Source organism: Klebsiella sp. M041, from assembly GCF_059759695.1.
Map to the genome: position 1 here is coordinate 1 of NZ_JCAXWU010000034.1, position 24537 is coordinate 24537.

The 24537-nt window shown below is 49.9% G+C and carries 28 protein-coding genes; 13 read left to right on the forward strand and 15 right to left on the reverse strand.

Going from position 1 to position 24537, the window contains the following annotated elements; all coding sequences use genetic code 11:
- Positions 1-213: 213 nt before the first annotated feature.
- The 7 genes from AC6CWS_RS25250 to AC6CWS_RS25280 all read right to left on the reverse strand — a co-directional run bounded on the left by AC6CWS_RS25250 (position 214) and on the right by AC6CWS_RS25280 (position 2910).
- Positions 214-696, reverse strand: a complete 483-nt coding sequence (locus AC6CWS_RS25250) for a GNAT family N-acetyltransferase (RefSeq protein WP_003026803.1) — start codon at positions 694-696, stop codon at positions 214-216.
- Entirely contained in the window at positions 684-950 is a 267-nt protein-coding gene (locus AC6CWS_RS25255) for a type II toxin-antitoxin system TacA family antitoxin (protein WP_003026799.1), read from the reverse strand. The genes AC6CWS_RS25250 and AC6CWS_RS25255 overlap by 13 nt, the downstream gene beginning before the upstream one ends.
- A gap of 175 nt (positions 951-1125) precedes the next feature.
- A complete protein-coding gene (locus AC6CWS_RS25260; protein WP_105166488.1) occupies positions 1126-1380 on the reverse strand; it encodes a hypothetical protein in 255 nt (84 codons plus the stop codon).
- 58 nt (positions 1381-1438) lie between these two features.
- On the reverse strand, positions 1439-1642 hold the full coding sequence (locus AC6CWS_RS25265; RefSeq protein ID WP_032736775.1) for an HHA domain-containing protein: 204 nt from the start codon (positions 1640-1642) through the stop codon (positions 1439-1441).
- A gap of 105 nt (positions 1643-1747) precedes the next feature.
- Positions 1748-2062, reverse strand: a complete 315-nt coding sequence (locus tag AC6CWS_RS25270) for a hypothetical protein (protein ID WP_105166489.1) — start codon at positions 2060-2062, stop codon at positions 1748-1750.
- Positions 2063-2092: 30 nt separating this feature from the next.
- Positions 2093-2665, reverse strand: a complete 573-nt coding sequence (locus AC6CWS_RS25275) for a hypothetical protein (protein ID WP_023317860.1) — start codon at positions 2663-2665, stop codon at positions 2093-2095.
- A complete protein-coding gene (locus tag AC6CWS_RS25280; protein ID WP_001568018.1) occupies positions 2662-2910 on the reverse strand; it encodes a hypothetical protein in 249 nt (82 codons plus the stop codon). Before AC6CWS_RS25280 ends, AC6CWS_RS25275 begins: the two co-directional genes overlap by 4 nt.
- 436 nt (positions 2911-3346) lie before the next feature.
- On the opposite strand from AC6CWS_RS25280, the gene AC6CWS_RS25285 reads away from it, so the two are divergent.
- A complete protein-coding gene (locus tag AC6CWS_RS25285) occupies positions 3347-4036 on the forward strand; it encodes an RES family NAD+ phosphorylase (protein WP_105166490.1) in 690 nt (229 codons plus the stop codon).
- Between the two features lie 30 nt (positions 4037-4066).
- Here AC6CWS_RS25285 and AC6CWS_RS25290 read toward each other — a convergent pair whose 3' ends face one another.
- The 3 genes from AC6CWS_RS25290 to AC6CWS_RS25300 form a co-directional block, all read right to left on the reverse strand.
- Entirely contained in the window at positions 4067-4756 is a 690-nt protein-coding gene (locus AC6CWS_RS25290) for a hypothetical protein (protein ID WP_105166491.1), read from the reverse strand.
- A gap of 236 nt (positions 4757-4992) precedes the next feature.
- Complete coding sequence (locus AC6CWS_RS25295; RefSeq protein WP_498256454.1) at positions 4993-7674, reverse strand: TrlF family AAA-like ATPase; 2682 nt, start codon at positions 7672-7674, stop codon at positions 4993-4995.
- Between the two features lie 673 nt (positions 7675-8347).
- A complete protein-coding gene (locus tag AC6CWS_RS25300) occupies positions 8348-10558 on the reverse strand; it encodes an AAA family ATPase (protein ID WP_032411315.1) in 2211 nt (736 codons plus the stop codon).
- A gap of 366 nt (positions 10559-10924) precedes the next feature.
- On the opposite strand from AC6CWS_RS25300, the gene AC6CWS_RS25305 reads away from it, so the two are divergent.
- The 3 genes from AC6CWS_RS25305 to AC6CWS_RS25315 all read left to right on the forward strand — a co-directional run bounded on the left by AC6CWS_RS25305 (position 10925) and on the right by AC6CWS_RS25315 (position 12625).
- A complete protein-coding gene (locus AC6CWS_RS25305; protein WP_032411313.1) occupies positions 10925-11425 on the forward strand; it encodes a HEPN family nuclease in 501 nt (166 codons plus the stop codon).
- A 12-nt stretch (positions 11426-11437) separates the two neighbouring features.
- Positions 11438-12214: a hypothetical protein gene (locus AC6CWS_RS25310; protein WP_032411310.1), complete on the forward strand. Its 777-nt coding sequence runs from the start codon at positions 11438-11440 to the stop codon at positions 12212-12214.
- A 162-nt stretch (positions 12215-12376) separates the two neighbouring features.
- Positions 12377-12625 carry a hypothetical protein gene (locus AC6CWS_RS25315; protein ID WP_071994626.1) on the forward strand — a complete coding sequence of 83 codons (249 nt, stop codon included), beginning with the start codon at positions 12377-12379 and terminating at the stop codon, positions 12623-12625.
- A 53-nt stretch (positions 12626-12678) separates the two neighbouring features.
- On the opposite strand, the gene AC6CWS_RS25320 is transcribed toward AC6CWS_RS25315, so the two are convergent.
- On the reverse strand, positions 12679-13665 hold the full coding sequence (locus tag AC6CWS_RS25320; protein ID WP_223371697.1) for a hypothetical protein: 987 nt from the start codon (positions 13663-13665) through the stop codon (positions 12679-12681).
- Positions 13666-14226: 561 nt separating this feature from the next.
- Here AC6CWS_RS25320 and ccdA point away from each other — a divergent pair.
- From ccdA to AC6CWS_RS25350, 6 genes are all read left to right on the forward strand, one after another.
- A complete protein-coding gene (gene ccdA / locus AC6CWS_RS25325) occupies positions 14227-14445 on the forward strand; it encodes a type II toxin-antitoxin system antitoxin CcdA (protein WP_006788213.1) in 219 nt (72 codons plus the stop codon).
- Between the two features lies 1 nt (position 14446).
- Positions 14447-14752 (forward strand): type II toxin-antitoxin system toxin CcdB, encoded by a 306-nt coding sequence (gene ccdB, locus AC6CWS_RS25330; protein WP_004197633.1) that lies wholly within the window; start codon positions 14447-14449, stop codon positions 14750-14752.
- A gap of 228 nt (positions 14753-14980) precedes the next feature.
- On the forward strand, positions 14981-15121 hold the full coding sequence (locus AC6CWS_RS25335) for a hypothetical protein (RefSeq protein ID WP_020804316.1): 141 nt from the start codon (positions 14981-14983) through the stop codon (positions 15119-15121).
- Between the two features lie 49 nt (positions 15122-15170).
- Positions 15171-15506, forward strand: a complete 336-nt coding sequence (locus tag AC6CWS_RS25340) for a hypothetical protein (protein ID WP_009309920.1) — start codon at positions 15171-15173, stop codon at positions 15504-15506.
- A gap of 33 nt (positions 15507-15539) precedes the next feature.
- Positions 15540-16556, forward strand: coding sequence for a hypothetical protein (locus AC6CWS_RS25345; protein WP_009483880.1), 1017 nt, complete (start codon positions 15540-15542; stop codon positions 16554-16556).
- Between the two features lie 197 nt (positions 16557-16753).
- Complete coding sequence (locus AC6CWS_RS25350) at positions 16754-17533, forward strand: site-specific integrase (protein ID WP_023287113.1); 780 nt, start codon at positions 16754-16756, stop codon at positions 17531-17533.
- Positions 17534-17590: 57 nt separating this feature from the next.
- Here the strand turns inward: AC6CWS_RS25350 and AC6CWS_RS25355 are convergent, their stop codons facing one another.
- Both AC6CWS_RS25355 and AC6CWS_RS25360 read right to left on the reverse strand, forming a co-directional pair.
- The gene (locus AC6CWS_RS25355) at positions 17591-17848 is read right to left on the reverse strand and encodes a hypothetical protein (RefSeq protein ID WP_009310077.1); all 258 of its coding nucleotides are present in this window, start codon (positions 17846-17848) and stop codon (positions 17591-17593) included.
- Between the two features lie 128 nt (positions 17849-17976).
- The gene (locus AC6CWS_RS25360; protein WP_014343462.1) at positions 17977-18090 is read right to left on the reverse strand and encodes a hypothetical protein; all 114 of its coding nucleotides are present in this window, start codon (positions 18088-18090) and stop codon (positions 17977-17979) included.
- Positions 18091-18625: 535 nt separating this feature from the next.
- Between AC6CWS_RS25360 and AC6CWS_RS25365 the strand changes: the two genes are divergently transcribed.
- The 3 genes from AC6CWS_RS25365 to AC6CWS_RS25375 all read left to right on the forward strand — a co-directional run bounded on the left by AC6CWS_RS25365 (position 18626) and on the right by AC6CWS_RS25375 (position 22605).
- On the forward strand, positions 18626-19492 hold the full coding sequence (locus tag AC6CWS_RS25365; protein WP_004118283.1) for a replication initiation protein: 867 nt from the start codon (positions 18626-18628) through the stop codon (positions 19490-19492).
- A gap of 933 nt (positions 19493-20425) precedes the next feature.
- Complete coding sequence (locus AC6CWS_RS25370) at positions 20426-21631, forward strand: AAA family ATPase (protein ID WP_009484138.1); 1206 nt, start codon at positions 20426-20428, stop codon at positions 21629-21631.
- Positions 21631-22605, forward strand: coding sequence for a ParB family protein (locus AC6CWS_RS25375; protein WP_009484137.1), 975 nt, complete (start codon positions 21631-21633; stop codon positions 22603-22605). Before AC6CWS_RS25370 ends, AC6CWS_RS25375 begins: the two co-directional genes overlap by 1 nt.
- Positions 22606-22686: 81 nt before the next feature.
- Here the strand turns inward: AC6CWS_RS25375 and AC6CWS_RS25380 are convergent, their stop codons facing one another.
- Positions 22687-23958, reverse strand: coding sequence for a Y-family DNA polymerase (locus AC6CWS_RS25380; RefSeq protein WP_009484136.1), 1272 nt, complete (start codon positions 23956-23958; stop codon positions 22687-22689).
- A complete protein-coding gene (gene umuD / locus AC6CWS_RS25385) occupies positions 23958-24389 on the reverse strand; it encodes a translesion error-prone DNA polymerase V autoproteolytic subunit (RefSeq protein WP_001568036.1) in 432 nt (143 codons plus the stop codon). Before umuD ends, AC6CWS_RS25380 begins: the two co-directional genes overlap by 1 nt.
- Positions 24390-24537: the final 148 nt, after the last annotated feature.

Consider the following 24537-nt stretch of genomic DNA (forward strand, 5'->3'; position numbering starts at 1 on the left):
TTTCTGCGCTCATGATATGCCTCCCGGTAGTTTAAACGGACCAGTGAAGCTTACCATAGCGCGGACATCTGAATTGAGCCACAGGCGGACATTACTATTGAGCCATTACAACCTTAGTGCGCTTAACAAAGATTATGTTAAATATTAAAATAAATAACATAAAAATCAATATGTTAAGACGGTAACCAGCTACTTTCCCATTCCAGCAACCAGTCATGGAAGCTTTAGAAACAGAGTCCTCTCATGAGTTTGTGATGCCTTAAATCCATGGTGAGCATAGAAACCTTTGGCTTCTTCAGTAAGCGCATGAACCATTATCGCACGAACCCCAATGTTCTCAGCTACGCGATAACACCGTAGAACTGCATCGTGGAGTAAATCGGCGCCAACCCCTTTTCCGTGCAATGAGACATCTACCGCCAGGCGAGCGAGTATAATCACCGGTATAGGATCTGGCATGTTACGCCGAAGACTACCTGTCGCTTCCGTATGGTTAACGCTGCCGGTGGCCAAAGAGTAAAAACCAGCTACTTGCTTCGTACCCGTCTTGCAAACAACGAACGTTCGGGCAGCGCCAAGAGCTTGATTTTTTAAACCTCTCTGTTTTAGCCATTCATCGAGGACTGTCTCTCCACTGACGAACTCAGCCAGCTGATGAGAGCTGGATAACGGCTCGGGCGTGGTTATACGTCCCACTGAGGTTTCCTTGCCAGTAGTTTATTAATGGCGGGCTCATCCTCGACTGGTGCATCGAGCATATCGATGAACTCTGCATACTGTTCGTCGTTAAAATTGAAAACACGGCGATCAAGGATCACATTCTCCGCAGCCTTGCAGGCCATCTCCAGGATAAAGTCGGTTCGCGATTTATGAAGGATCTCTGCAGCAGCATCGATGAGTGCTCTCTGAGACTCTTTAGCTCTTAGGTTGAGTTGAACATCTGATTTCATACACACCTCTCTTGTATAGCAATTGATATACAAGAATAACACAACACGAACGTATAGCAAATGCTATACACTTCAAAGTACCGATAATGCGTTTTATGTTAAATATCATGCACTTAAAGTAAAATTATTGATGCTCTACTGCAATGGCCTGCACACTATCACTGCCGGCACGGCTTCAGTCAGGATAGATGGATTCTTTTCCGACATTAATGCCCTGAAGACGGACACGGTCTTTGTCAGGCAAATGGATACCCATCAGGCGAAGAATAAAGCCGCGCCACCCCCGGTTAACCTGACGGTTATAGTCATACAGGGCAGTATTTTCTTTTTTAAGCTTTGACAATTCATGCATGAGTGTTAGTACATCGAGATCGGTAATGTGCTTCACTTCATCGCCGATACGTACCGTGAAAATTCCTGTTCCCGTCATGATGATCCCCTACGGCAATATAAGTTTCAGATTATCGTTGTTCATAAGGTCACCTGTTCTATTTCACAAATTTCCAGATACCTGGCGGTACCCGGTCATATAACTTTCCCATCGTCATCTCCGCCAGCCGGTGATCCACCGCGGCATTGAAATGCTCAAGTTCATCATCTGACAGGGAATATTTGTTTTTTTCTATCACCCTTTCCAGGGTGTCCTTCGAGGTACAGCGTCGAAGTCGTAAAATCCATTCCTGTTTCGTCATCTTCTGCTACATCCTGAGGTGTCCCGGTAATAATACACCACCAACCATACCGCTGTTTTCATCACTGCCCCTCATTATATAATTTGTCGATAACGCAAATGGCATTCAGGCGTTCAGGTCCGTGCCATTCTGTTTCAGATATTCACTGATGCTCAGACCGGACAAGCGAATGTTATCCGAAATCTCCCTGAACTGCTCCTCCCAGCCGTCCTGCAGCTCCCTGATTGCCGCGATCTGGAAAGCAACACTGAAAGGCGTTCTGCCCAGTTTCTCGGAAAGCCAGTAAAGATGCGTACCGATCTCTTCATCCGGGACCGTTTCAAGCGCATCACGCTCCTTGCGCGTGAGCAGGCTGTCCTCACAAATCAGGGTGTTCAGGTTATCGATCAGCGTATTCAGTCCGGGTTCAGTGACTTTCATTTTATGCTCCTGTTCCTTGTGTGGTGGCGATCAGTCCCGGCTCTCATTCACCTGGACGATGACCGGCAGGCCTGCATCAAAACAGGCCTGATACCAGCTGGCCACCTGCAGGGGATCGCCCTCTTTTATCCGGCGTATGCCGCCGGCATCCGTCAGCTGCAGGCAGGTGGTACCGTCCAGACGGATCACGTAGGCCGCTTCCCTGATGGTGTAATGGCCGTCATCCAGCTGCAGCTCCACCGCGTCACCGGCAGTCGTCTGGCGTAACGGCAGACGCCGGACGTCGGTCAGTCGTTGTCGTGCCGTTTCAGCCTCGCGTGCTTCCTGGTAGAGCGGTTCTGCAATGCCGCGACCGGCCTGCGTCAGCTCGACGGCCAGCTGCAGGTTCGGGGCGCGCAGGGTGCGCAGCCAGCCCGCGGCTTCCATGCGCCGGCAGGAGGCGCGCAGGTTCGGCCCGTACACCGGGGCGTCCCCGCCCTGCTCCAGCACCCGCTCAATATCCCGCGTCGCCACCGGCCCCGGACGTTTCGCACCGAGGGCGGCCAGCACAATCAGCACCCGCCGCTGCAGCGGCGACGGACGTCGGGATTTTTCCCGCATCATTGTCCCTCGTTCCTCTGAGAAATGAGCGTTTTTAACCGTTTATAGTCTGCTTCGACCCGAGTGGTGGCCAGGCCCGTGTGTCCGCGCAGCGCCAGGAGATACCAGAAGCGGAGGATGTCATGAGCCTTGTTCACTTCCCAGACATAATGGGTGCCATCCCTGCGAAAATCGCATTGCTTTATTTCCTCTTCTGCCATCTGCGTCATTTGCTCATAGCTGAGCGAAAACATCATTTCTTCATCCATCCTGCACGCTCCGTCTGATAATGTACGGTGAAGTAAAAATCATATATCGGATGATTTTCTACAAAATGAATAAACATCATATCAGATATGATATTGTTAGTTTAGATAAATATCACATCCAGTGTGATTTTATGCGTATGGTTTAATTATCATATCACTTACGCGTTTCCCGCCGTGCAGATCCGAAAATTGTCTTAAGCGGATCCGCACGTCTTCTTTTATGAATGGTAGTCCCTCTATACCGTAATTTTTCTGCCCCTCTGTGCATTACAGACCGTTGTTTAACATTCTCAATCGTTTATGCTTTGAGGGTCTGTCAGCACAGCTGACAGATACAACGTCCTCCCAGGCATTCTGTCCGGGGGACAAAACATCAAAACGATGGAGATTAAGCCTATGGCTTATGTTAATCCTTATATGAAAGGCGGTGGAAAATATGAGTTCAAAATCAGGGGTAAACCCAAACGACGAAGTTAATCAGACTGTTGAAACTTCTCTAAATGCAGGCATGAATGAACAGGACGTGGCATCTCTCGATAAAATCGGGAAGTTACAGGACGAACAGCTCCAGCGGTGCGGAATGACTGTGCCATCAGGAACTGAGGTGTTCCGGCTTCAGCTCGGTAGTTACGGCGGAAGCAGTGTCTTTTTCAATCGTAATGGCGAGGATTGCCGTTACAGTCTTAATGATGGTGAGAATGGCTCTATGTACGTGGCCAAAACTCCCGACACGGCAATGAAGGAAGTGTTTCAGCATAAAACAGGGCTCAGGGAATCAGATCTCGATAATTACATGATGGGGACCGTCGTCATTGAGAAAGATATTTGGGTCCTTCAGGTCAGTAAGCTGATTAAATGCAGTGATTTAAGGTTGAATGATGTAACAACCTCAACACGTGCAGTGACTCATCAACTGGCTGAAAAAGTTCATTCAGCAGGGTTTGACGGAATGGAGTTTCCATCAAATGTCACCAGTGACCCATGCCTTGTGCTATGGCATGACGATCCGGCCGGAACCGGGCTGGCCATAACCCGGAGCCAGACAAGTCTCAGTCAGTTTGAGTATCAGGGTAAGGAAGCGGCAGATATTCTTGTTTATGACCTGGGAATTCCTGTTGAGGAATAACTGATAAAGGGGGGCAAGCACCCCCTTTCATTAAACGGCGTTCTGTGTGCCATAGTTGCGAGCCAGCCGGCGTAATTCATTCATCACTTTTTCATCCGGATTGCCTTTCAGAACCTCGGCGACGGTAAACGAACGTCCTGCAGGGTTCAGCCCATCCAGGACAGTATTTCTCTGTTCCATAAAGAAAGAATATTTCATTCGGTCACTGAAGCTGCTCAGCATAGTCAGCAGTTCGGCCACACCCCGGAGCACGCCTTTGTCCGAGATCTCTTCCTCATCAGTAAACTGAAACACCGGGTAGTAAAACTCACCGTCAATATCAAGAGCAAGTAACTGATCGGTATCTTTCCAGGTTTTAACTGTGGGTTTACTCCTGCCTACCATTTCTGCAGCTTTAGCTGAGGTGTAAACCCCGCCGTCATTTTCCAGTCTCTGAAGGAAAAGGGCCTTACTGTGTAAACGTCGCTGCTGACGTTTTTTTTCCGGCGTCAGGCTGTTAACAGCGCGATTTTCAAGTAACTTCAGGATGACATCCATGGTAAAAACCGCATCGGTCTTCCCCATACTTTCAGGAGCAATCGGTGTTTTACCTGACCGAACTTCCTCGACCAGATCCTGAAAAAAATTCTCAAGACGCTCTGCAGCAATGCTGTTGTCCAAAAAATTATGCATAGTGGAGGAACGATCATTACCGTTTCGTTTTTGAGTTGTTGTGTTCATAAAACCTCCTTTTCGATTTCATGCTTTATAGACTACGTTAAATCGTTAAGTTGCGCAAGTTTTGTTCTCACCCCACCTTTCATAGTTTTTAACTATTGATTTTTTGATTTTTTCGGTATTAATTATTTCTTCATTTTCAGATCCGAAAAAAGGTTAAACCGGAAGAAAAAGCAGACCTGATGACGGTCTGCTTTAAAGTCTTATATGGGATTGAATCCTTCAGTTCCTGAGATTCATCAGATGGCGTTAAGCCACATCATCCCGTATTTTTGCTCACGCGCTTCGAACGCCTGGCGCCCCCCTTCAAGCACGTCACATATAGCCTTGCGCATACTGTTCTCCGCCCCGTGATCTCCGTATTCCAGCGCTCCGCTACGGTAACTGATAACTTCATCATTGTTGGCCGCGATGATGACCTGTTCAGCATCACAGTTAACCACCAGGTTGGCGTTATGCGTCACAATGATGACCTGTCGGTACTGTTTTATTTTTCTGAAAAGTGGGACCAGACTGTGCATGATGAATTCATTATCCAGGTCATCTTCCGGCTGATCAAAGACAAACGGCGATCCGAAGGCATCTGTCGCCAGTTTAAGGCAGACATAGAAGGTCCCCCGTTGCCCGGCTGACAGTTTTTCGACGGTTTTACCTTTGTATTCAAATTCCGCCCTGACGTTCAGATAGCGCTGGATCTGCTCCGGACTGAACAGATAACTGAGAAGTGCATCCGGTCCCTGACTGTTAAAATATTCGTCGCGCCAGAAAAACGCCTCGATGGTTAGTTTATTGTCCGGACATTCCGGCAGCACCAGCATGGGTTCATTTGCCAGCAGGGCCCGGAACTCATCAATGCTGCTGATCCTGAATACCTCCCGCAACCTATCCTGGGTAGTCAGTTCCCCGGCCGCCCTGAACCGGCCTCGGTTCAGACAACTGAGCATCCCGTTGTAAAAGGCAGTAACATCAAAGTGAGGCTGGCCATAAATGCGGATATCCGTAAGAATGTCCTGTATCAGGGCCTGCTGATCCTGCGTCAGATGAGGTTTTGTGGTCAGCGATGCGAAAGCCGTGTCGATCACTCCCTGTCTTGACAGCAATCCATCCATGAATTCAGCCGCAAGCCTGGTGCGTTGTTCCAGTCCGCTCCGGTACAGTGTCTCCTGATGTCCTATTTCACGCAGATGCGTTTCCGCCAGCTCCGTCTGGCGCTGATATTCATGTACCTTTTCCAGCAACCCGGTAATGTCCTGTCCCAGTCCCTGCTCGCGGAAAGTACCGATAATCTCGTCGTTATCGCGACCAAACTGTTCGGTCTGCTCTTGCACGGACAGCAGTCTGCGCTCAATAACCTCTGTCTGGGCAGACAGATCCACGAGCGGGATCGCTTCATGAGCACTATCCTCTGCATTAATCGCCGCAATTCTGGCATTCAGATCCTCTGCGGTCGTCACAATGTCCGCACGCACACTAGTCAGTTTATCCCGCGTCTGAAGCAGTAATGTCTGGCGCCGGCTGTTTTCGCGAAACGTCTCAATCAGTGCCTTATTGCGGTCACTAGTGAGAACCTCAATCTTTTCCTGAGCGGCTCTGATGATATTCAGCTGAAAATGACGCGTATTCACCGGCTCTGAATACGCACTTCGGTACAGGCTGAATTCACGCCAGGCACGCCAAGCACTGAGGTTTTCCGCCAGCTGTGCGGCCGTATTGCCCGCCTCATGGGCCGGTGTCAGCCTCAGCATTTTCTTTATCTCGTCGCTGATGAGCCCCGGCTCCTGACAGAGCTTTTTGATTTCGCCCTGAGACACATGCAAGTACTCATACCCTTCAGAACGGGCATCAAAACGGATCTTCTCACCATTGGCCTTATCCAGCTCAATACTCATATGCTGAACATTCACATCACGCTGATCGCTTCCCCGGGCCGCCGCCCCGGCAAAACGGGAACGGAGCGCATCAAGCAGCAGACTTTTACCTGTTCCCCGGCCGCCAATGATGGCCACCATATCCTGACTGAGGGGGATGGACAGTTTCCTGAAGCTGATTTCTTGGCCATCAAAAATCGTCCCTTCAACATCAATCTGACTGAAATGCGCTTTTGGCGTAAGTTCTGCCAGCCACTCCTCCCCTATCCTGAGGCGGGCTTCAGGCTCCAGCAGTGCCTGGCGTAACCCCTCGAAGGTCGGAAGCGCCTTTACCCAGGTGTATCGGCTGCCGATATCCTCCATCCGGTGGGCATCGGAGCAGAGGAAGACGGGTTTGACGCTGGCGCCATCATAACGATCCGTTCTCAGAAAGAATTCACGATCCCCTTTCCCGCCAAAGATCATCTGTCCCTGACGGTCGATTTCGGTTGCTATGGCCGCAGAACGGCCGTTCGCATCCGGCCGGTAACCGCCATACCCGTTAGGACATACCGCCACTAGATAATCCCTGAATGGTCGGAATGATGCACTGAGGTGTTCAAGCAGTGTACTGAACGCCACCACAATGGTATCCACGCCATGACCGCTCATCGCAACACTCTTTTCGCAGCAGTAAATGGCTTTTCTGTCACCGTCAGTTAACCTGTGCGGGAAACGGGACAGGGCTTCATTAATACGCTCAGTGCTGATCCTGTCGGAGAAAAGAATATGAACATTAATAAAGTCCCCGGCCTTGTTCTGTTGATCAAGGCGAAACTCAACATTTCCCAGTACCGTGATATTCAGGTTCTGGCGGGCAATTTCTTCCCGTATCATTTCCAGCTCATTCTGCCGGAAATAAAAATAGTTGGTCACGGCGATGAGGGAAAGTTGCTTTTCCCCGAGAAGCTGAACATAGCGCGCGATATCACACTGGCCGGCATAACCATTGGCCTGCCATGTCACTGGACTGTGAATATGTAAATCCCATTTATTCCATACTGAACCTTTCACCGGAGGGATCCTTATGATGAGAATTTCTCCCCCATCATAGTGAGGATATCGCTATGCTGCCATGTGATTTTACGGTGGCGTCTCAGAAACATCTGTCTGCGGTGATAGTCATATTTTCGTCAACAATTCATCATATTTATGAACTGAGATGCAATAATTCACTTTTCACAACAATCAGTCTATTTTTGTGTTCGTCCTGCAATAATCATTCTTCTTCGCACTGCAGATCCGAAAAATACCAATGCCGGAAATAACATGCTCGGTTGCTAGCGAGGGGACTGGAGTGCGGGACGACCGTTAACTGCATGAGCTCTGGCTTTCCTTAGAATTGGTTATAAAAGGCTGGATGTGCATTGTTGTTAGTTCCGGGAATAGGAGCTCTGCTTTTCCCTCTTTCAAATGTGGAAATGATTTACCTCAAACCGGAACGGTGTTTATAATGAGCTGTCGTCACCTCGGGTGTTCCCCTCTGCGCTTTTTACCGCCTGTAAATGGTTACAGGGACTTCCGGCAGTAGCCGGACTGTAAAAGGAAACCCGCCATGAAACCGAAAATTGTACCCGTTGTACGGTATACACGTTTTCGTTTCGGGCGCGTAGAGCATGTGCGTAAGCACATGCGCTCGCTCCCGACGCGTTAAGTGAACGGTACCCGCAGGTGACGGCACTGCTTGTTACTCCACTGTTTCCTGCAGGTCTGCTGATTCCCCCATCATGGCAAGATAGTGATCATCGTCGTCTGTCTGAGTAAACACTTTTCTAAACATACTTAGATAACGTTCCTTATCGATGACCCCTGTAGAAAAGAGATTTCGGCCATCAGAATGAGAGTGCCGGTTAATAGCCCGATAAAATGAATCATACTCTCCGGCATCGCTGTGTTCGGCTGCCAGAGACTCCAGGGCCTCTTTAAGTTTTTCAGTTTTACAGGCGAAACTGAAATAGTACTCAAGAATATTTCTCATCGTATTAAAAAGCACAATAGGCTGGGTTTTTCCATCCCTGACGTCTTTCAGGGTCTGCCATAACGCCTGATATTCATTGAGCATCTCGTGCATGGAGAGCTTCTCGCAGGAACTGTAGTCAGACTTAATAATTCGAAGCAGAGACCAGTTCACCGGTGCCTCTCTGTTATCCTGCAGGCGGCCGCTGTTTAACAGTATTTCCTGGAAGAAAAACATATTGTGAGTCAGTATCACTACATGTCTCGCTGCACCTGATTTTATAATTTTCCGTTTAATGAGAGCTGCGACTTCATAAATATAGTTATGTGACAGGCTGGAAATCGGATCGTCAATAACAATAAGTTTATTCTCCGGATGAATGGTTTCAGGGGTGAGACTGCCGGAGCATGATTCTATGAAATAAAGGAAAGAAACCATTGTTTTCTCACCCTCACTGAGGGATTTGAATACTTCAGCCTTCTCAGGCTCGCTTCCCCGGCGCAGACGGTATAGTTTCATCTCAGTATCATGGCAGATGATCTCAAAGCCGGTGATCCCCAGCAGTCTGAGATTCGCGTTGATACTGTCAATAGTGGGTTGTATGTCCGAGAGTTGTCCGGTCAGGGCATTCGTCTCGTCATCCAGCTGCTTCTTGTTTGCTTCGAGGATCCCGCCATCACGCAACCTACTGTTAATTTCATTTTGTAGCTCACCAAGCTGCCTGTCACGTTCGGTAAAGAACTCTTCGCAAATCCCTCTGAGATGCGCCATTACATCAGCGTGCAGGGACTTTTTTTCATGGGTAAAGTTTTCAGCCAGTCGGTTATTTTCCCGTACCCGGGTATTGAACGCGTCCACTTCATTCTGGAGTAAGAACAGGGATTCCTGAAGGTTCTCAGGCTGTACCTTCAGAGACGGTTCTTTAATTTTATTAAGGAGTTGCTGTAACAAAATCTGAAAGCCTTTATTTACCGCTTTCACCAGAGATAAAATCTGACTTCCCTCATCAACGAAAGAATGGGTTGCAACACGGTGTTCAAATTCGGCCAGGGCATCACAGTCCTGAGCCAGCCCTTCTGCTGCCTGGCTCAGCACTCCAAGAGAAGTCTGATAAGACTCATCGAACATCTGAGTGAGTTCGCGCGAAAAGGCTATGACATCAAAGGGCTGCTGGCAGAAGGGGCAAACATCGTCGTGTATATAATGCTGCCCCTGGCGCACCCAGTCTGCATTACCGATTTTCTGGATGAGTGCAGAGAATTGCGTGCTACTTACAGGCACAACAGGTTCCTTCATCAGTTTTATTGTTTCTTCCGTTAAGACAGTTGTTCGTGGAATATGAATTTCGCTGACAAGCGTTCCTTCGCTTTGACTTAACATTCGCCATTTATCAGTCAGTTCCTCCGTTGTGGTACGCACGTCTGAAAGTGGTGTTGCAACCATACGTTCGTAAAACGATCTTTTAATTTTGGCACCCTCAAGGAAATCGCTGAGGTTTTTTCTGTCATTGACTGTCCGGTTGAAAATATCCCTGGCACAGTGGTCGACGATCGTTTCTTTCATCCCTTCTTTTTGTGCAATCTCCTCATTAAGTTTCTCCAGGTGGGCACTCAGTTTTGTTCTTTCTTTATTATTACTGTTTATTTTATCCTGGCTTTCCTGATTGGCCTCACTGAGAGTGAAGATCCCGGGCTGATAGTCCGCACGGGCGAATTTGCTGTCAATATATTCCTGATTAAAGACCTGAAAGTGGCTGATGTGCGGGCTCTCAAAGGCACAGTGCCGATATTTATCCGCCTGCCGGTCATAAAAATAGCCTGATACCGTGGATTTCCCCGAGCCGTTCTGGCCGTAGATGAGTGTCACCTTACTGCTGAGATCAAAGCAGATATCCCGGTCAGGCGCGTAACTTCTTACGCCCCGGATCCTGAGTTGAGCCATTTTTTTCTCCTTATCCTTGAATTCTTTGAGCCTTTCTATCGTAGCCCACTTTTCATTCTGGTTGTGTCATCTTGATCAGATTTATCTGAACCACTCTTGCGTTCCAAATCTGACATGACCGGAAGTAATGACCTTCGTAATTTAATTGAAGTGAAATTGCTTTAATGGCAATAATAAAATTCCTTTGTGCTTTCTGGACATTAATGTCTTTTTAGCAAAAATAATAATTAATTACTGTCTTATATGCACCAGTGTGCTTCATCCCCAATGAAGATCCGAAAACCCTGATACTCGGAAATGCTGTACCTGAGCCGTCAGGCTGACCGGATGATATAGTGGATTCTCGAACCGGAACGGGAGGGTTAAATGGGAAATTATTCAGATTTTGAGACCGAATTTGTTCAGCGAACACTGGCACTTATTGATCAGTATAACGAAATGATTGAGGTGCAGGGCAAGCCCTTCAGGGAGCAGTACAACTACACACTGACCCTGAATTGCCTTCTGGGTCTCATCGTGCTGCCGAAAGAGAAGGCGCTCTCTTTCCTGCCCGCTGACCGTTTAACGCAGCTGCTTAAAACAAACATGGGGTTACAGGAGTCGCAGCTACCCGGACCGGAGATGACTCTGCGTGATCTTATCCTTAAAATGAGAAATTCTGTGGCTCATTTCAGCGTCCAGGTTGTATCAGTCACCGACGATCGTCTTGTCGATCTGATTGCTTTCAGGGATGCTCCTGAGGATGAGAATGCCTATGCCACTTTCAGCGCCCCGGAACTTTTACCCTTTCTGAAATATTATGCGACCCTGCTGCTCGGCAATATGGCCCGGCGTCGAGCCCGGGCTGTTAAACTACAGGATTTGTGAGGGGGTTACACAATGTTGATCCTCGATTGCTCCTCACGAACTCAGGCGTTGCATACATTATCTGCCGGGTTTGGCTGTCCCCCTGAAAAGCTGAAAAGGGTGCTGCTTTCGCTCGATCTTGAAAGTATCTACGAGCTTAATCCTCGCCAGTTGGTTGATGCACCTCAGTATCTGAGAGAGTACGTCTGTGCGGAACTGGGCGAACCGGGACCATTCACACGAGCTCTGTGGTTTCATGGTACCCGGACTTTCGCCGGTAACACTTTTCCCGCGGGGTTACTGGCGCTAAATCAGTCAGAATCACTCGCCATAAAAATGCTGCTCGACCTGGCTCCGAATGAGATGGTCCGTAAACACCTTCAGGAATGGAATGTTCCGGGGGGCGTCCCGGATGAGATGTTTCAGCTCAGAACTGGCGATAGAACGCACTGGGGGCCTTACGGCCATCTGGTTCGGGAATTACATTTCCACACCAGTGAAAATGGGCAACATGATTATCTCAGGCTGCCGGAGCTGGTAGAGGATGTCTGTAACGCATACTTTGAGAACTACGCCCACGATCTTACGCCGCATTACCTCAAGGTGCTTCACCCCTGTATTATCTGGTTCCAGGCAGATATTGTTTATGAAAAGGGCACGCTTGAAACGGCACTTGCATATGCTTATACATCAGTCCGGAATCTCCCGCCGGATGGGAACTCCACTTTCGGTATAGACCGTGAGGGGAAATCAGTGTCCAGATCGTCCATTGCTAAAATCGAGTTTCTGCCGCACGGGCAAATTTGCTAACGTGAAAAAAACAGGCCCGTATATACGTCACGAATATTCATAGCGCAATTCTATAGGTGCTGGCTGAATCAGGGCAACACCACCGCAATATACTGGTGTCAGGAGCATTACCCGGTCACTGTACACTGTACGGTAATCAATTTTATCACCTGGAGATTAACAATGAGCCATCCTGAAATTCACGTCAAAGACTGGATTGATGTGGGCAACAGTGAGTGTGTGGTGCAACGGCTTCTTCCCCCGGGGTCTCCCTCCGGCGTCTGTATTGTTGTTTTTAATAAAACCAAACCAACCACCCGGATCGTCGGCTGGGACGGCAAAAAATGGTACTTCATGCCCAGCCGTGACTATGGAGGTTATGCAGATGATTATGATCCCTGTGTCCGTGAACTGAAACGGGGCCGTAGCTGACCCCATGAGTTGACATCCTCCCCGTCCTTCAGGCAGGGAGGATGTCAAAGCAACTACCTCTGATTTACCGGGATGGTTGCAGCATAGGCCCGCAGGGGAGCATCAACATTACTGACGAGCGATTCCGCCACTTCCGTCAGTGTCTGAGTGGCCCCGAGTCGGACGTCCTCCACAGTGTAGCAGTGCATGGAGCAGGTTCCTTCCCGGAAGCGGAACCCCAGGCCGAGTACATTGTTGAGAAAAACAACGGGGGCACCATAGCCCGGATCAGGCACAAGAATGTGACCATTACAGCACGGCAACTCAAACTGATCGAACGCGCCTGCCGGCAGCGCCTGCGTATTCTCTGTGCGAAGGGTCAGCAGCACCTGGCTGAGTCCTTTCTGGCCGCTTTCATCCTGAAACACAGCGACCCGGCTGTAAACGCCCACCGCATGCGCCTCGCTGAGACCATTCGCCGGCGCCTTGCCCATGACTCCGCGTAGCTGGTTGATCTGCTGATAGTAATCCTGCCGACGATACCAGGCTCCCCAGAAACGCGCGATACTGGCCCAGAAGGCTTCAATCGTCTGTTCATCACGACCGGCGACATCGCAGAACAGGGCAAAATACAGCGCTGTCCCGCCATAGAACTGCTGTCCCGGTGGCAGAACCTGGCTGCTTCGCATGCGGAGGTACTGTGCATTACGCAGTAAAATCCGGGTCAGATCATCTTCCGTATGGATACCAAGCAGGTCGCGGTAGGCCGCTTCAAACAGGGGGGCCGGAGGGACACTGCCCCATGCCGGCAGGACAGTACAGCCGTTATACTGGGCGATATCCTGATCCAGGGATGCGACAAGCGGGCTCTTAAGGCAGAAGACGTGGAGTATACTGCCCATACTGGCATTAACCATCTCACGCAGCAGCGCAGACTGGTTAATGTCCCGTGCTCTGGCCACCTCTTTCAGCGCCTGGCCCTGATCGGTCGGAATGCCTTTAAGTGAGACCGACACGGTCCCCTGAGACTCGTTTTGTTCAGATGAAGTCTGAATGTTCATAATGAACCCCTCTTTGACGTTTTAATCTAAAATGAAAAAATTCCTACAAAGCGGGATTTGACTCCACTCGCAGGTTGGTATTACTTTCCCCTGGTTGTATTGCGAATGCAAGATTTTTATTACCTTTTTTCTGTTTCTCATTTTAAGATCCGATTTCTGCCGGTTCCGGATCTGCTTCAGCCCCGCCGGGGCGCAGCGGCCCGGAAACACAATATCTAGCGGTGTTCTCAGCTGGTTGTAACGCTATATGTTGTGTCCCTCCCCTGCCCCGCGACCGCCTGCTCACCACCGGAAAACGCCGCTTTGCTTATTCCCTGACCGTGGTACACTTCCGGAAACTTCATAAAGTGCGAAAAGTCGGATCCAACCGGAACGGCCGTCCGGTAATTTAACGGCGTGGCTGTATGGCTGCTTGTTATCTCTCTGGTGATTATTGTGTATGTGAATTTCACGGTGTGAAATGAATGGCGACATAACAGTATGTTTCTGTCTGGCGTGTGTCAGCTGCATCATTAAGCTATACTGTTATACATATCATTAGTATGTATTCCGGAGTGCATCATGAAGCAGCGCATCACCGTCACCATAGACAGCGACAGTTATCAGTTACTGAAATCCGCGGACGTCAATATCTCCGGCCTGGTGAACAGGGCCATGCAGAATGAGGCCCGTCGTCTGCGTGCCGAACGCTGGCAGGCCGAAAATCAGGAAGGGATGGCCGAGGTTGCCCGCTTTATTGAGATGAACGGTTCATTCGCCGACGAAAACAGGGACTGGTGAGATGCAGTTTAAGGTTTATGCCTATAAAAGAGAGAGCCGCTATCGTCTGTTCGTGGATGTGCAGAGTGACATCATCGATACCCCCGGGCGACGGATGGTGATCCCGCTGGCCAGCGCCCGGCTGCTGTCGGATAAGGTCTCCCGTGAACTCTATCCGGTGGTGCACATCGGGGACGACAGCTACCGCCTGATGACCACGGACATGGCCAGCGTCACGGCCTCCGTCACCGGGGAGGAAGTGGCCGATCTCAGCCACCGGGAAAATGACATCAAAAATGCGATAAACCTGATGTTCTGGGGAATTTGACAGCCTCCCCGCCCTGAAAGACAGGGAGGATGTCAAAACGAAGCTTTTAGGCGAGGTATGGGTAAACCAACATTTAGATCATTTAACGATGTGGTCCGGGAGCTTGAGGATGTATATGGCCACCAGGAGCTGTGGCTTTACTCTGGCCTTAATGAGGACTGCCCCGTCGAGACAGCCCGGCGGCGTCAGGAATGGCGATCTCCCAAAATTCTCAAACGAAACGGCAGAATGGTGGCAGAACAATCAGGCCAGCCTGATTTCTGGGTGCTCACCGGAGACTACCATCTGTCGCAGTCTGAACACAGCGGTCCGCCGTGGAAAGCCTGCCTCATCGATAAGGTCTTTAAACTGTATTGTTCACTGTTCTGATGATGGCTTCACAAGGCTTACAGGCGGAATTTTCAGTTAAGGAAGGATTATGTGTGATTTATGCAGGGCGGATGAGAATTACTTCCATACGGCAGAATGCGTGTATGACCAGCTGGTCAGTGAATACCCCGTGATGTGGCTGCGGGACTCGACCCGGATCGGGGCCTGCTACACCCTTCGTGAACTGCTGTCGCCGGAAGGGATGGTGCTGGCCATACAGAACTCTCTCCCGATGAAGGGGTGGCGGCTTCGCATGCTTTACAACGAAGCCATTGACGAAGAAATTAACCCACTGCACGGGGACTGTATTGAACTGCCCTCCAGAGCGGATGCCCTGCAGGCTTTCGTGGGGTCAGGGGACACTCCCCTATCCGATAACTGCTGACAGCACCGGGGTATAACCCTCCAGGGAAAAAACATGACCGACTTCGTGACCCGGACTGTTATGGACAAAACAATGTGGCTCGTGACATTGCCGAAGATCATTACAAATAACAGTACCCGCCAGGAGGAAAATCTGGTCGTCATTCTGAGCAGGGAGCAATCGTGGGGGGCAACTTCTGACCATTTTCCCGACGGATTGTACCGGGTCTCCTGCATAATGACACTGTACCTGGCCGATACCGAACAGACGAAGACTCAGACTTTCACTGCAATCTACTGGCCTCAACAGAAGGCCCTGCATCTGTTTACAGATGAGTTCAGACTGGAACGCCGCCTGCAGGGACACGGCCTGGGTAGCTGGATCACGCAGCAGTTTGTGCTCTGGGCCAGAGGCCTTCCGCCAGAAACCAGGGTTTTGCCGATTGAAATTTCCCAGGTTGATGAAAAAAACGAAGAAAACAAGATCCGGAGGGACAGACTGTGGCACGCAATGGGTTTCCGGTTCCCGGCCGGGGAAACCAGCTCAATGCCGCTGCGGGCAGACGAACTACAGTTGCCGCGGGGCAGGTATTCAACGCTCCGGGTGGAGCCCCTGGTATCCGCGGTACGCCGGCTGGAAGACTGTTATCGCGGGCTGCAGGAAAAAATCGTGCAGCTCGAAGGCAAAAAACGGTCGCAAAAACAGTTAATTACTTCACTTAAGAATCGTCCATTTTATCATCTGTTGCACAGGAAAGGGGGCCAGCTCCCGGACGAGAAATGTGACGCCCTGCCACTGCGGGTAGAAAAACTGTCTCTGCCGCAGAGCGGGGATTCAGACCTGGAGGTGGCGCAACGGGCAACCGGGGTCATCCGGCTGGCTACCCTGTGTGCTCAGTCGCAGAAAAGAATCCTGGAGCTGGAAAGGGAGCTTGCCTCGCAAAGTGAGGAGCTCGTTGACCTGCAGGCACATCCCTTTTTTAACCTGCGGGATAAATACCGCGGCCAGATCCTGTTCTGGGGATGGGGGATGGGTTTTCTGTGCTTTATCTACTGGATGTTGGTGTCATGAATGTTCCCGTTCTATAGCCACCCACTGAAGAGGAGTGAAACCTGTGCCCGAAAATATCGTGTCTACCGTCATTGACGGGGTAGTTTTGTTTGCGACTTCGTCTGTTTTCTGGCTGGCCGTCGCTGGCTGGTTAGTCATCCTGACTCCGGTAATATTACGAAGAAAATTCTCGGCAAAGAAAAAAGTTAAAAGAAATTATGAATAACCTGGTTCCAGTTGGATCTCCGGCATCTCCCGGAACATTGCTCCCGGTGGCCATCGATTACCCTGCCGCCCTCGCCCTGCGCCAGATGGCGCTCGTGCAGGATGAACTGCCGAAATACCTGCTGGCGCCGGAAGTCAGCGCCCTGCTCCATTACGTGCCGGATCTTCACCGCAAGATGCTGCTGGCGACGCTGTGGAACACCGGCGCGCGCATTAATGAAGCGCTCGCGCTGACCCGGGGGGATTTTTCGCTGGCGCCGCCGTATCCGTTCGTGCAGCTGGCCACGCTCAAGCAGCGTACCGAGAAAGCGACCAGGACGGCAGGTCGTGCCCCCGCAGGCAGTCAGATCCATCGTCTGGTTCCCCTTTCCGATCACCACTATGTCAGCCAGCTGCAGATGATGGTGGCCACCCTGAAAATTCCGCTGGAAAGACGAAACAAGCGCACCGGCAGAATGGAGAAGGCACGTATCTGGGAGATCACAGACCGTACCGTGCGCACCTGGCTTAGCGAAGCGGTGGAGGCCGCAGCGGCCGACGGGGTGACGTTCTCAGTACCGGTTACCCCCCATACGTTCCGTCACTCCTACGCGATGCATATGCTGTACGCCGGCATACCACTGAAGGTTTTGCAGAGCCTGATGGGCCACAAATCGATCAGTTCCACGGAGGTCTATACGAAGGTGTTTGCGCTCGATGTCGCGGCACGGCACCGGGTGCAGTTTCAGATGCCCGAAGCGGATGCGGTAGCCATGCTGAAAGGGAATATTTAAGTGCTTAGGAGAATGATGCTGGCGAACGTCCTGCTCGCCGGTGAGGTCTGTCAGACGTTATCTGGACCAGCTGACGGGAATATCTGCTCTGTATTCCTCATACTGCTCATAGATCGCATGCTGAAGCATCGTAATACGTTCTGACAATCTGTTGGCGTCTGACATATGCCGCCATTCCCCCTCAATAGTGGTTTTCTGTCCATCCGGGAGATTGAGCGTGATCAATACCTTTGTATCACGAATAATCACCCCACCAGTGAAAGAATTAAGGCCACTCCTTACGGTATTATCTATCTGTATATCTTGAAGTTTCATCTTGTTACCTCCTGTTGTCCGGATCCCAAGCATAGATATCTGAATTCAAATTGCCTAGTGAAATGCCTGGATATGCCGCATTTTTCCCCTTATACAGCGAAGCTGGCCAAAGGCCAGCCCGCATGGATTTATCGCTTTTGCCAGTAGATCAGCATGGCAAGGAACAGGATTGTTGCCCCCTGAGAAGCGGGAGAAGCGGTCAGGAAAGTTTCCAGCAATGACATTATCGTAAAACTCCGCATTATTAATTTCAGGTGTGTGATTCAGGGGCCTTAGTCCCCCTTTTACAGGACGTAGTGTTCTGTCACGACGGGAGCCAGGGTTAATAAAAACGATTCGAATATGTCTGCAGGGACGATAGAAATCTTCGTGCGGGTTGTCTCGCTGTAGCGGGCTCTGGAGAGCGACTCGGGGGAGGAGGAGTATCTTCCGGCCACGGATATGATCGAGCCAGCAGTGCTCGCCGCAGTCGAGCGACAGGGCGAAGCCCCGAGTGAGCGAGGAAGCACCAGGGAACAAAACTTATAAATTCTGCTTACGCTCAATGCCTGAAAAATCACCTCCCCCTCGGGGTTATCCACTTATCCACGCGCATATTTTTATAAAGTACTTTTTTATTCTTTTTCTTTATTTTACATCTTTTAGGGAGCCTGAAAGCCGCGTACAGTGCGGCCTGAGAGGGGGCCTGTATGGGCAACTGGTAAACATAATATGGGAAATTAATCACGTATCAGTGGGTTTTGTGTCAACAAGCTATGGGATACGCATCAACAAGCTATGGGAAAGAGGTCAAGTTCAGTTCTCAATTATCCACTTGTGGATAAAGTGCAGATTTTTCCGGTGGATAAGTATCGCGATAGCTTGCAATTTCTGTTTTCACTGTCATTATGGGTGGGTAAAAATTTACCCATAGGCATTGAAATGGATACTCAAGCACTCTTGCCAGCTACTAAAACGTTTAAAAAACGCGCCAGTATAAAGCAATCTAACGAATTGACCGAAGCTGCATATTACCTGCCTCTTCAGGCAAAACGTGTGCTGTGGTTATGCCTCATGCAGGCCTATTTTAATGACAGCCAGGAAGATGACTCTGACGTATTGCCGCTCTTCAAAATCAGCGTTTCCGATTACGTCAAATACTTCAATGTCGCTACGTCTGTCGCCAGTCGTGATGTGAAGGCTGGGGTAAATGCTCTGGGCGAATCAACGGTTACCTTTTATCCAAAAGAAGGTGAGTTTGAAGAAGTTAAACGTCCGTGGCTGGCTGAAGCAGGAATGAAGCGAGGCCGGGGTTCCTGGCAGATTGAATTTAACTACAAGGTCATGCCATTCCTGGTAGGCTTAACCTCCCAGTTCACTACCTATTCTCTCTATGACTGTGGCCAGCTTAATAGTGTTCGTGTCATCCGGCTTTATGAAAGCCTGTGTCAGTTCCGGAGCACTGGTGTCTGGATCACCACACATGACTGGTTATGTGAAAGGTTTATGCTCCCTGCTTCGCAGAAAAACAATATTGCTGAAATGAAGCGTACCTTCCTGGAACCTGCTCTGAAGAAAATTAATGAGAAGACGCCATTAAAGGTAACATATACCACTGAAGAAGATGGTCGCTTGCTGTTTAATTTTCTTGATAAAAAACAATAGCCTGTAATTTTTATTTCCTCCCCCCTTAGTTTGTTGCTGACATATGGGGGGATACTAAACTTGCTGTATTTCCCATAGTGCTTGCCTAACTTGACCTGTTTCCCGCAATCGCGGCTGTCTGCGTAGTTGACCTGTTTCCCACAGTCCGGGCCGTCTGCGGAGTTGACCTGTTTCCCACAGTCCCGGTCGTCTGCAAAGTTGACCTGTTTCCCACAGTCCCGGTCGTCTGCAAAGTTGACCTGTTTCCCACAGTCCGGGCCGTCTGCAAAGTTGACCTGTTCCCCACACTCCCGGCCGCCCGCGAAGTTGACCTGTTTCCCACAGTCCGGGCCGTCTGCAAAGTTGACCTGTTTCCCACAGTCCCGGCCGCCCGCGAAGTTGACCTGTTCCCCACACTCCCGGCCGCCCGTGAAGTTGACCTGTTTCCCATAGTCCCGGCCGCCCGCGAAGTTGACCTGTTTCCCATAGTCCGGAGCGTCCATTAAAGTTGACCTGTTTCCCATAGTCCGGAGCGTCCATTAAAGTTGACCTGTTTCCCACAGAGGATGGAAAACTCTTCTTGTGCTGAGCGTAAGAGCTATCTGCCGGAACGGTTCCTCTTCGCTTCCTCGCCAGTTCGCTCGCTACGCTCGGTTACATGGCTGCGGCGAGCGCTGATACATAAGGCTCAGCATTGCACCGGTCGTAACTAAAATCAGAATCCTTCTGAATGACCCTCCTGTCTTGCAAGTTGGATACCTTTCTCAAAGCCCTTTTGTATGAGTTGTTGTTGATGGTCAAAAGTGCGTCTGCGTGTTGCTGCAGTGTGATTTAGTAGCACGCCCGTCGAGCTTCATCCCCCTCCTGTTGAGAGCGAAATCAAAACAATATGATTTTTTGCTTGCAACATGACTCTTTTTGTTCAAAATGACAAAAAACGTCATGAGGTGATAAATGGACAATATTGAGCAGTTACGGAAAGTCGCTACACGTGCAGGTAAGCTTCTGACATCTTTGAGCGAAAGTATTCGCCAGCAAAAAGAGGAATTGAAGCTTACCGAGTTCTATCAGGAATACAGCAAAGCCGCTCTGTATAAGCTGCCTAAGCTCAGTAAAGGCAGTGTTGAGTATGCTGTGTCCGAAATGGAAGCCGGTGGCTACATTTTTAAAAAGAAACCTTCTGGTAATACGATGAAATACGCGATGACGATTCAGAATGTCATCGATCTGTATAACCATCGTAAAGTACCGAAGTACAGGGATCGCTTCGATAAAGCCTTTACGATTTTTGTTTGTAATCTTAAAGGTGGTGGTTCCAAGACAGTTACTACCGCTTCATTATCACATGCTTTTCGAGCTCATCCTCAGCTTCTGTTCGAGGACCTGCGTATTCTGGCCATCGATTTCGATCCGCAGGCATCTCTGACGATGTTCCTGAGCCATGAGAATTCAGTGGGCCTGGTTGAAAATACGGCGGCTCAGGCCATGCTCCAGAACGTGTCTCGTGAAGAATTACTTTCCGATTTTATAGTACCGTCTATTATCCCTGGTGTTGATGTAATCCCCGCTTCCATTGACGATGCATTCCTCGCTGAAGGCTGGAAGGGATTGTGTGAAGAACATCTCCCAGGGAAAAATATTCATGCTGTGCTTAAAGAGAACATTATCGATAAGCTCCAGCATGACTACGACTTTATTTTCCTTGATAGTGGTCCTCACCTTGATGCGTTCCTGAAAAACTGCATTGGGGCGGCAGACCTGATGTTGACCCCTCTTCCACCGGCTACGGTTGATTTTCATTCTTCCCTGAAGTTTGTGGCCAGCCTCCCTGCCCTCATAGATTCCATCGAAATGGATGGGCACACCTGCAATCTCATCGGTAATGTCGGCTTCATGTCCAAGATCCTGAACAAGTCTGATCACAAAATTTGCCATAGTCAGGCCAAAGAGGTTTTCGGTGCCGATATGCTAGACATGGTTCTGCCGAGACTGGATGGTTTCGAACGCTGTGGGGAGACTTTTGACACAGTTATTTCAGCAAATCCAGCAACCTATGATGGAAGTACAGAGGCACTAAAAAGCGCAAAATCAGCAGCGGAAGACTTTGCGAAGGCAGTCTTTGATCGCATCGAGTTCATTCGTACTAACGGAGGTATGTGATGTCGAATGAGAAAAGAAAAACCATCGGCAGACAGTTAAATACCCAGGCGTCAATGGTGGAAATGATGGACACCGGTAGAAGCCAGGTATTTACCTTAAAAACCGGCAGGAAGGTAACGTTCAAGTTTGTTCGGGTGCCTGCATCTGAAGTTGAAAGTAAGACCTTCGTAAACCAGGAAAACAACGGAAGAGATCAACTTGCACTGACCAGGGAGTCCCTGAAATCGATTATCCAGACGATTAAGTTTCAGCAGTTCTTCCCCTGTATTGGTGTTAAGCAAAGTGAAAGGATTGAGATACTGGATGGTTCAAGACGGCGAGCCTCAGCGATTTTTGTCCGTACAGGCCTTGATGTAATGGTTACCGAAGAACATTTATCAGCTGATGAAGCCCGCCAACTGGCTAAAGATATCCAGACAGCTAAAGAACATAATCTTCGGGAGATTGGCCTGAGATTGATCGCTCTTAAAGAGTCCGGATTTAATCAAAAGGAAATTGCTGAACTGGAGGGGTTATCTCAGGCTAAAGTTACCAGGGCACTGCAGGCGGCGGCCGTACCGCAAGACTTGATTTCTCTGTTTCCGGTTCAGTCGGAGCTATCGTTTAGTGACTATAAACTTCTTTTAGAAGTTAATGAAAAACTCAGTGAAAAGGGATTAACGCCTGAAGAACTCATTCAGTCTGTATCAGCTCAGCTCGATGCAATTTTGAGTGATGGCGAGCGACCAGAAGACGAACAGAAAGCCAGTATACTGAAGCTGATTTCTCAGGCATCTCAGGCATTGATAGATCCATCTCCTAAGGAAAAATCAGTGGTCTCTCCACTCTGGTCTTTTGAGGAAAAGGACAAGTTCGCGCGTAAGCGTGTGAAAGGGCGCACGCTGACTTATGAGTTTAGCCGTATGTCAAAAGTGATTCAGGATGAACTGGACAAGGCTATCAACGAGGTCCTTGACAGAAATTTGAGTCAATAATTTCGCCATGGCGATTTCACATCTAACTTATTGTAATTAGGCAGTTTAGGCTGATGATTTCAAGGTGAAATCGCCAAAGTTTCACGCCAGTTTCGCTGCTGGAATATCTGACCATCGTGTCGTATAAGCAGGAGAAAGCATCTCCCGTTTCATCTGCCATTCCGGGGCAATACCCCGCCCCGCAAACCAGACCTTCCCCAGCCCTGAGTTGTTGATCCCGTCCAAAACCTTCATTAGTTCAGCGCTGTGTGGACGTGGCGGACGTTCGTCGAACAGCTGCAGCTGAGACACGCCAGAGCCGGTGAAATCATTCAGCATAACTCCGGCTTTGGCATACCGGTGCCCATCCCTCCAGATACGCTCCATAGCCGTTGTGGCGGCTGCAATGATGTCCCTGGTGTCCTGAGTGGGTGTAAGAAGTTTTTCCGTAGCCACGTTGCCGTAGTAAGGCTCTTTAACGGCGAACGGAGACGTTTTGATGAAAACAGAAATATGCCGGCAATACTGGTGCTCTTTACGCAGTTTTTCAGAGGCCCGCTCTGCGTGCTGACAGATAGCCTGACGGAGTGACTCGTACTCCGTGATCTTTACGCCAAAACTGCGGCTGCAGACAATTTGCTGTTTCGTCGGAGGGACTTCCTCAAGCGAAAGGCAGCTTTCCCCGTTCAGTTCACGTACCGTTCGCTCAAGGACCACAGAAAAATTTTTGCGGATGAAGGCCGGGTTGGTCAGAGCCAGATCGAGCGCGGTCTTTATGCCCAGCACATTTAGCTTGCGTGCAATACGGTTACCCACCCCCCAGATTTCTTCAACCGGCTGGAGTGAAAGCAGTTTCCGCGTTCTCTGCGGATTTCCCCTGGTCAGAGCGAGTACGCCACGAAACTGTTTCCACTCTTTTGAGGCCCACTGGGCTGATTTTGCGAGGGTTTTTGTTGGTCCGGCGCCCACGCCAATGGTCAGGCGGGTACAGTCATACACGTGCTGACGCAGCTGCCGGCCGAAGTCCTCAAGCCCCATACAGTGCTCCACGCCGGTCAGGTCGAGGAACATCTCATCAATTGAATACTGTTCCACCCTGGGGGCCAGTTCCTCCAGGCAGTTCATCACACGCGCCGACATCGAGGCGTAAAGTTCATAGTTACTTGAAAACGCATATATTTTTTCCGGGTACCTTTCGTTTTTTATCTGAAACCACGGAGTCCCCATTTTGATCCAGGGCTTCGCCTCGGCACTGCGAGCGATTACGTTCCCGTCGTTGTTGCTCAGGACGACTATCGGCTTTCCTTTCAAATCCGGGCGGAAAACACGTTCACAGCTGGCATAGAAGCTGTTCACATCGGCCAGGGCAAACATCAGTACATCTCCCTCGGGCGGTGGATGATATGCGTGACGACGCCAAAGATATCCAGCTCGTCGGGATCAGGATAAATCGGCGACCAGGAGGCATTCATGGGCTGCAGCGTCAGTCGTGGCGTCAGCAGAAGCCGTTTCACCGTAAACTCCCCCTGTACGCTGGCGACAACGATATCGCCGTGCCGCGGCTTTTCAGCACTGTCAACAACCAGCAGATCGCCATTGTACAGACTGCCGTCGGCCATGCTGTCTCCGCTGGCACGCAGGTAGTAGGTCGCGCTCGGATGCCGTATGCAGTAATCATGGAGATCCAGATCGGACTCGACATAGTCAGCAGCAGGGCTGGGAAAACCGCAGCTGGCCAGATCGGCAAACAATGGATGGGCCTGTGGCGGGAGTTCTTTCCCGGTGCTGAAAAGTTGTAGCTTCATCTTTCCTCCTGACACTTCAATTTTACTGGTTATACATACAGTGTGCGCCGGGAGACCGGTAGAGATCAAGGGGTGAAAGTCCCCGACCATTGAAGGACCAGCAATCCACAAGGTCCCCGAGTCATGCGTTGCATACCGCGAGGTATGG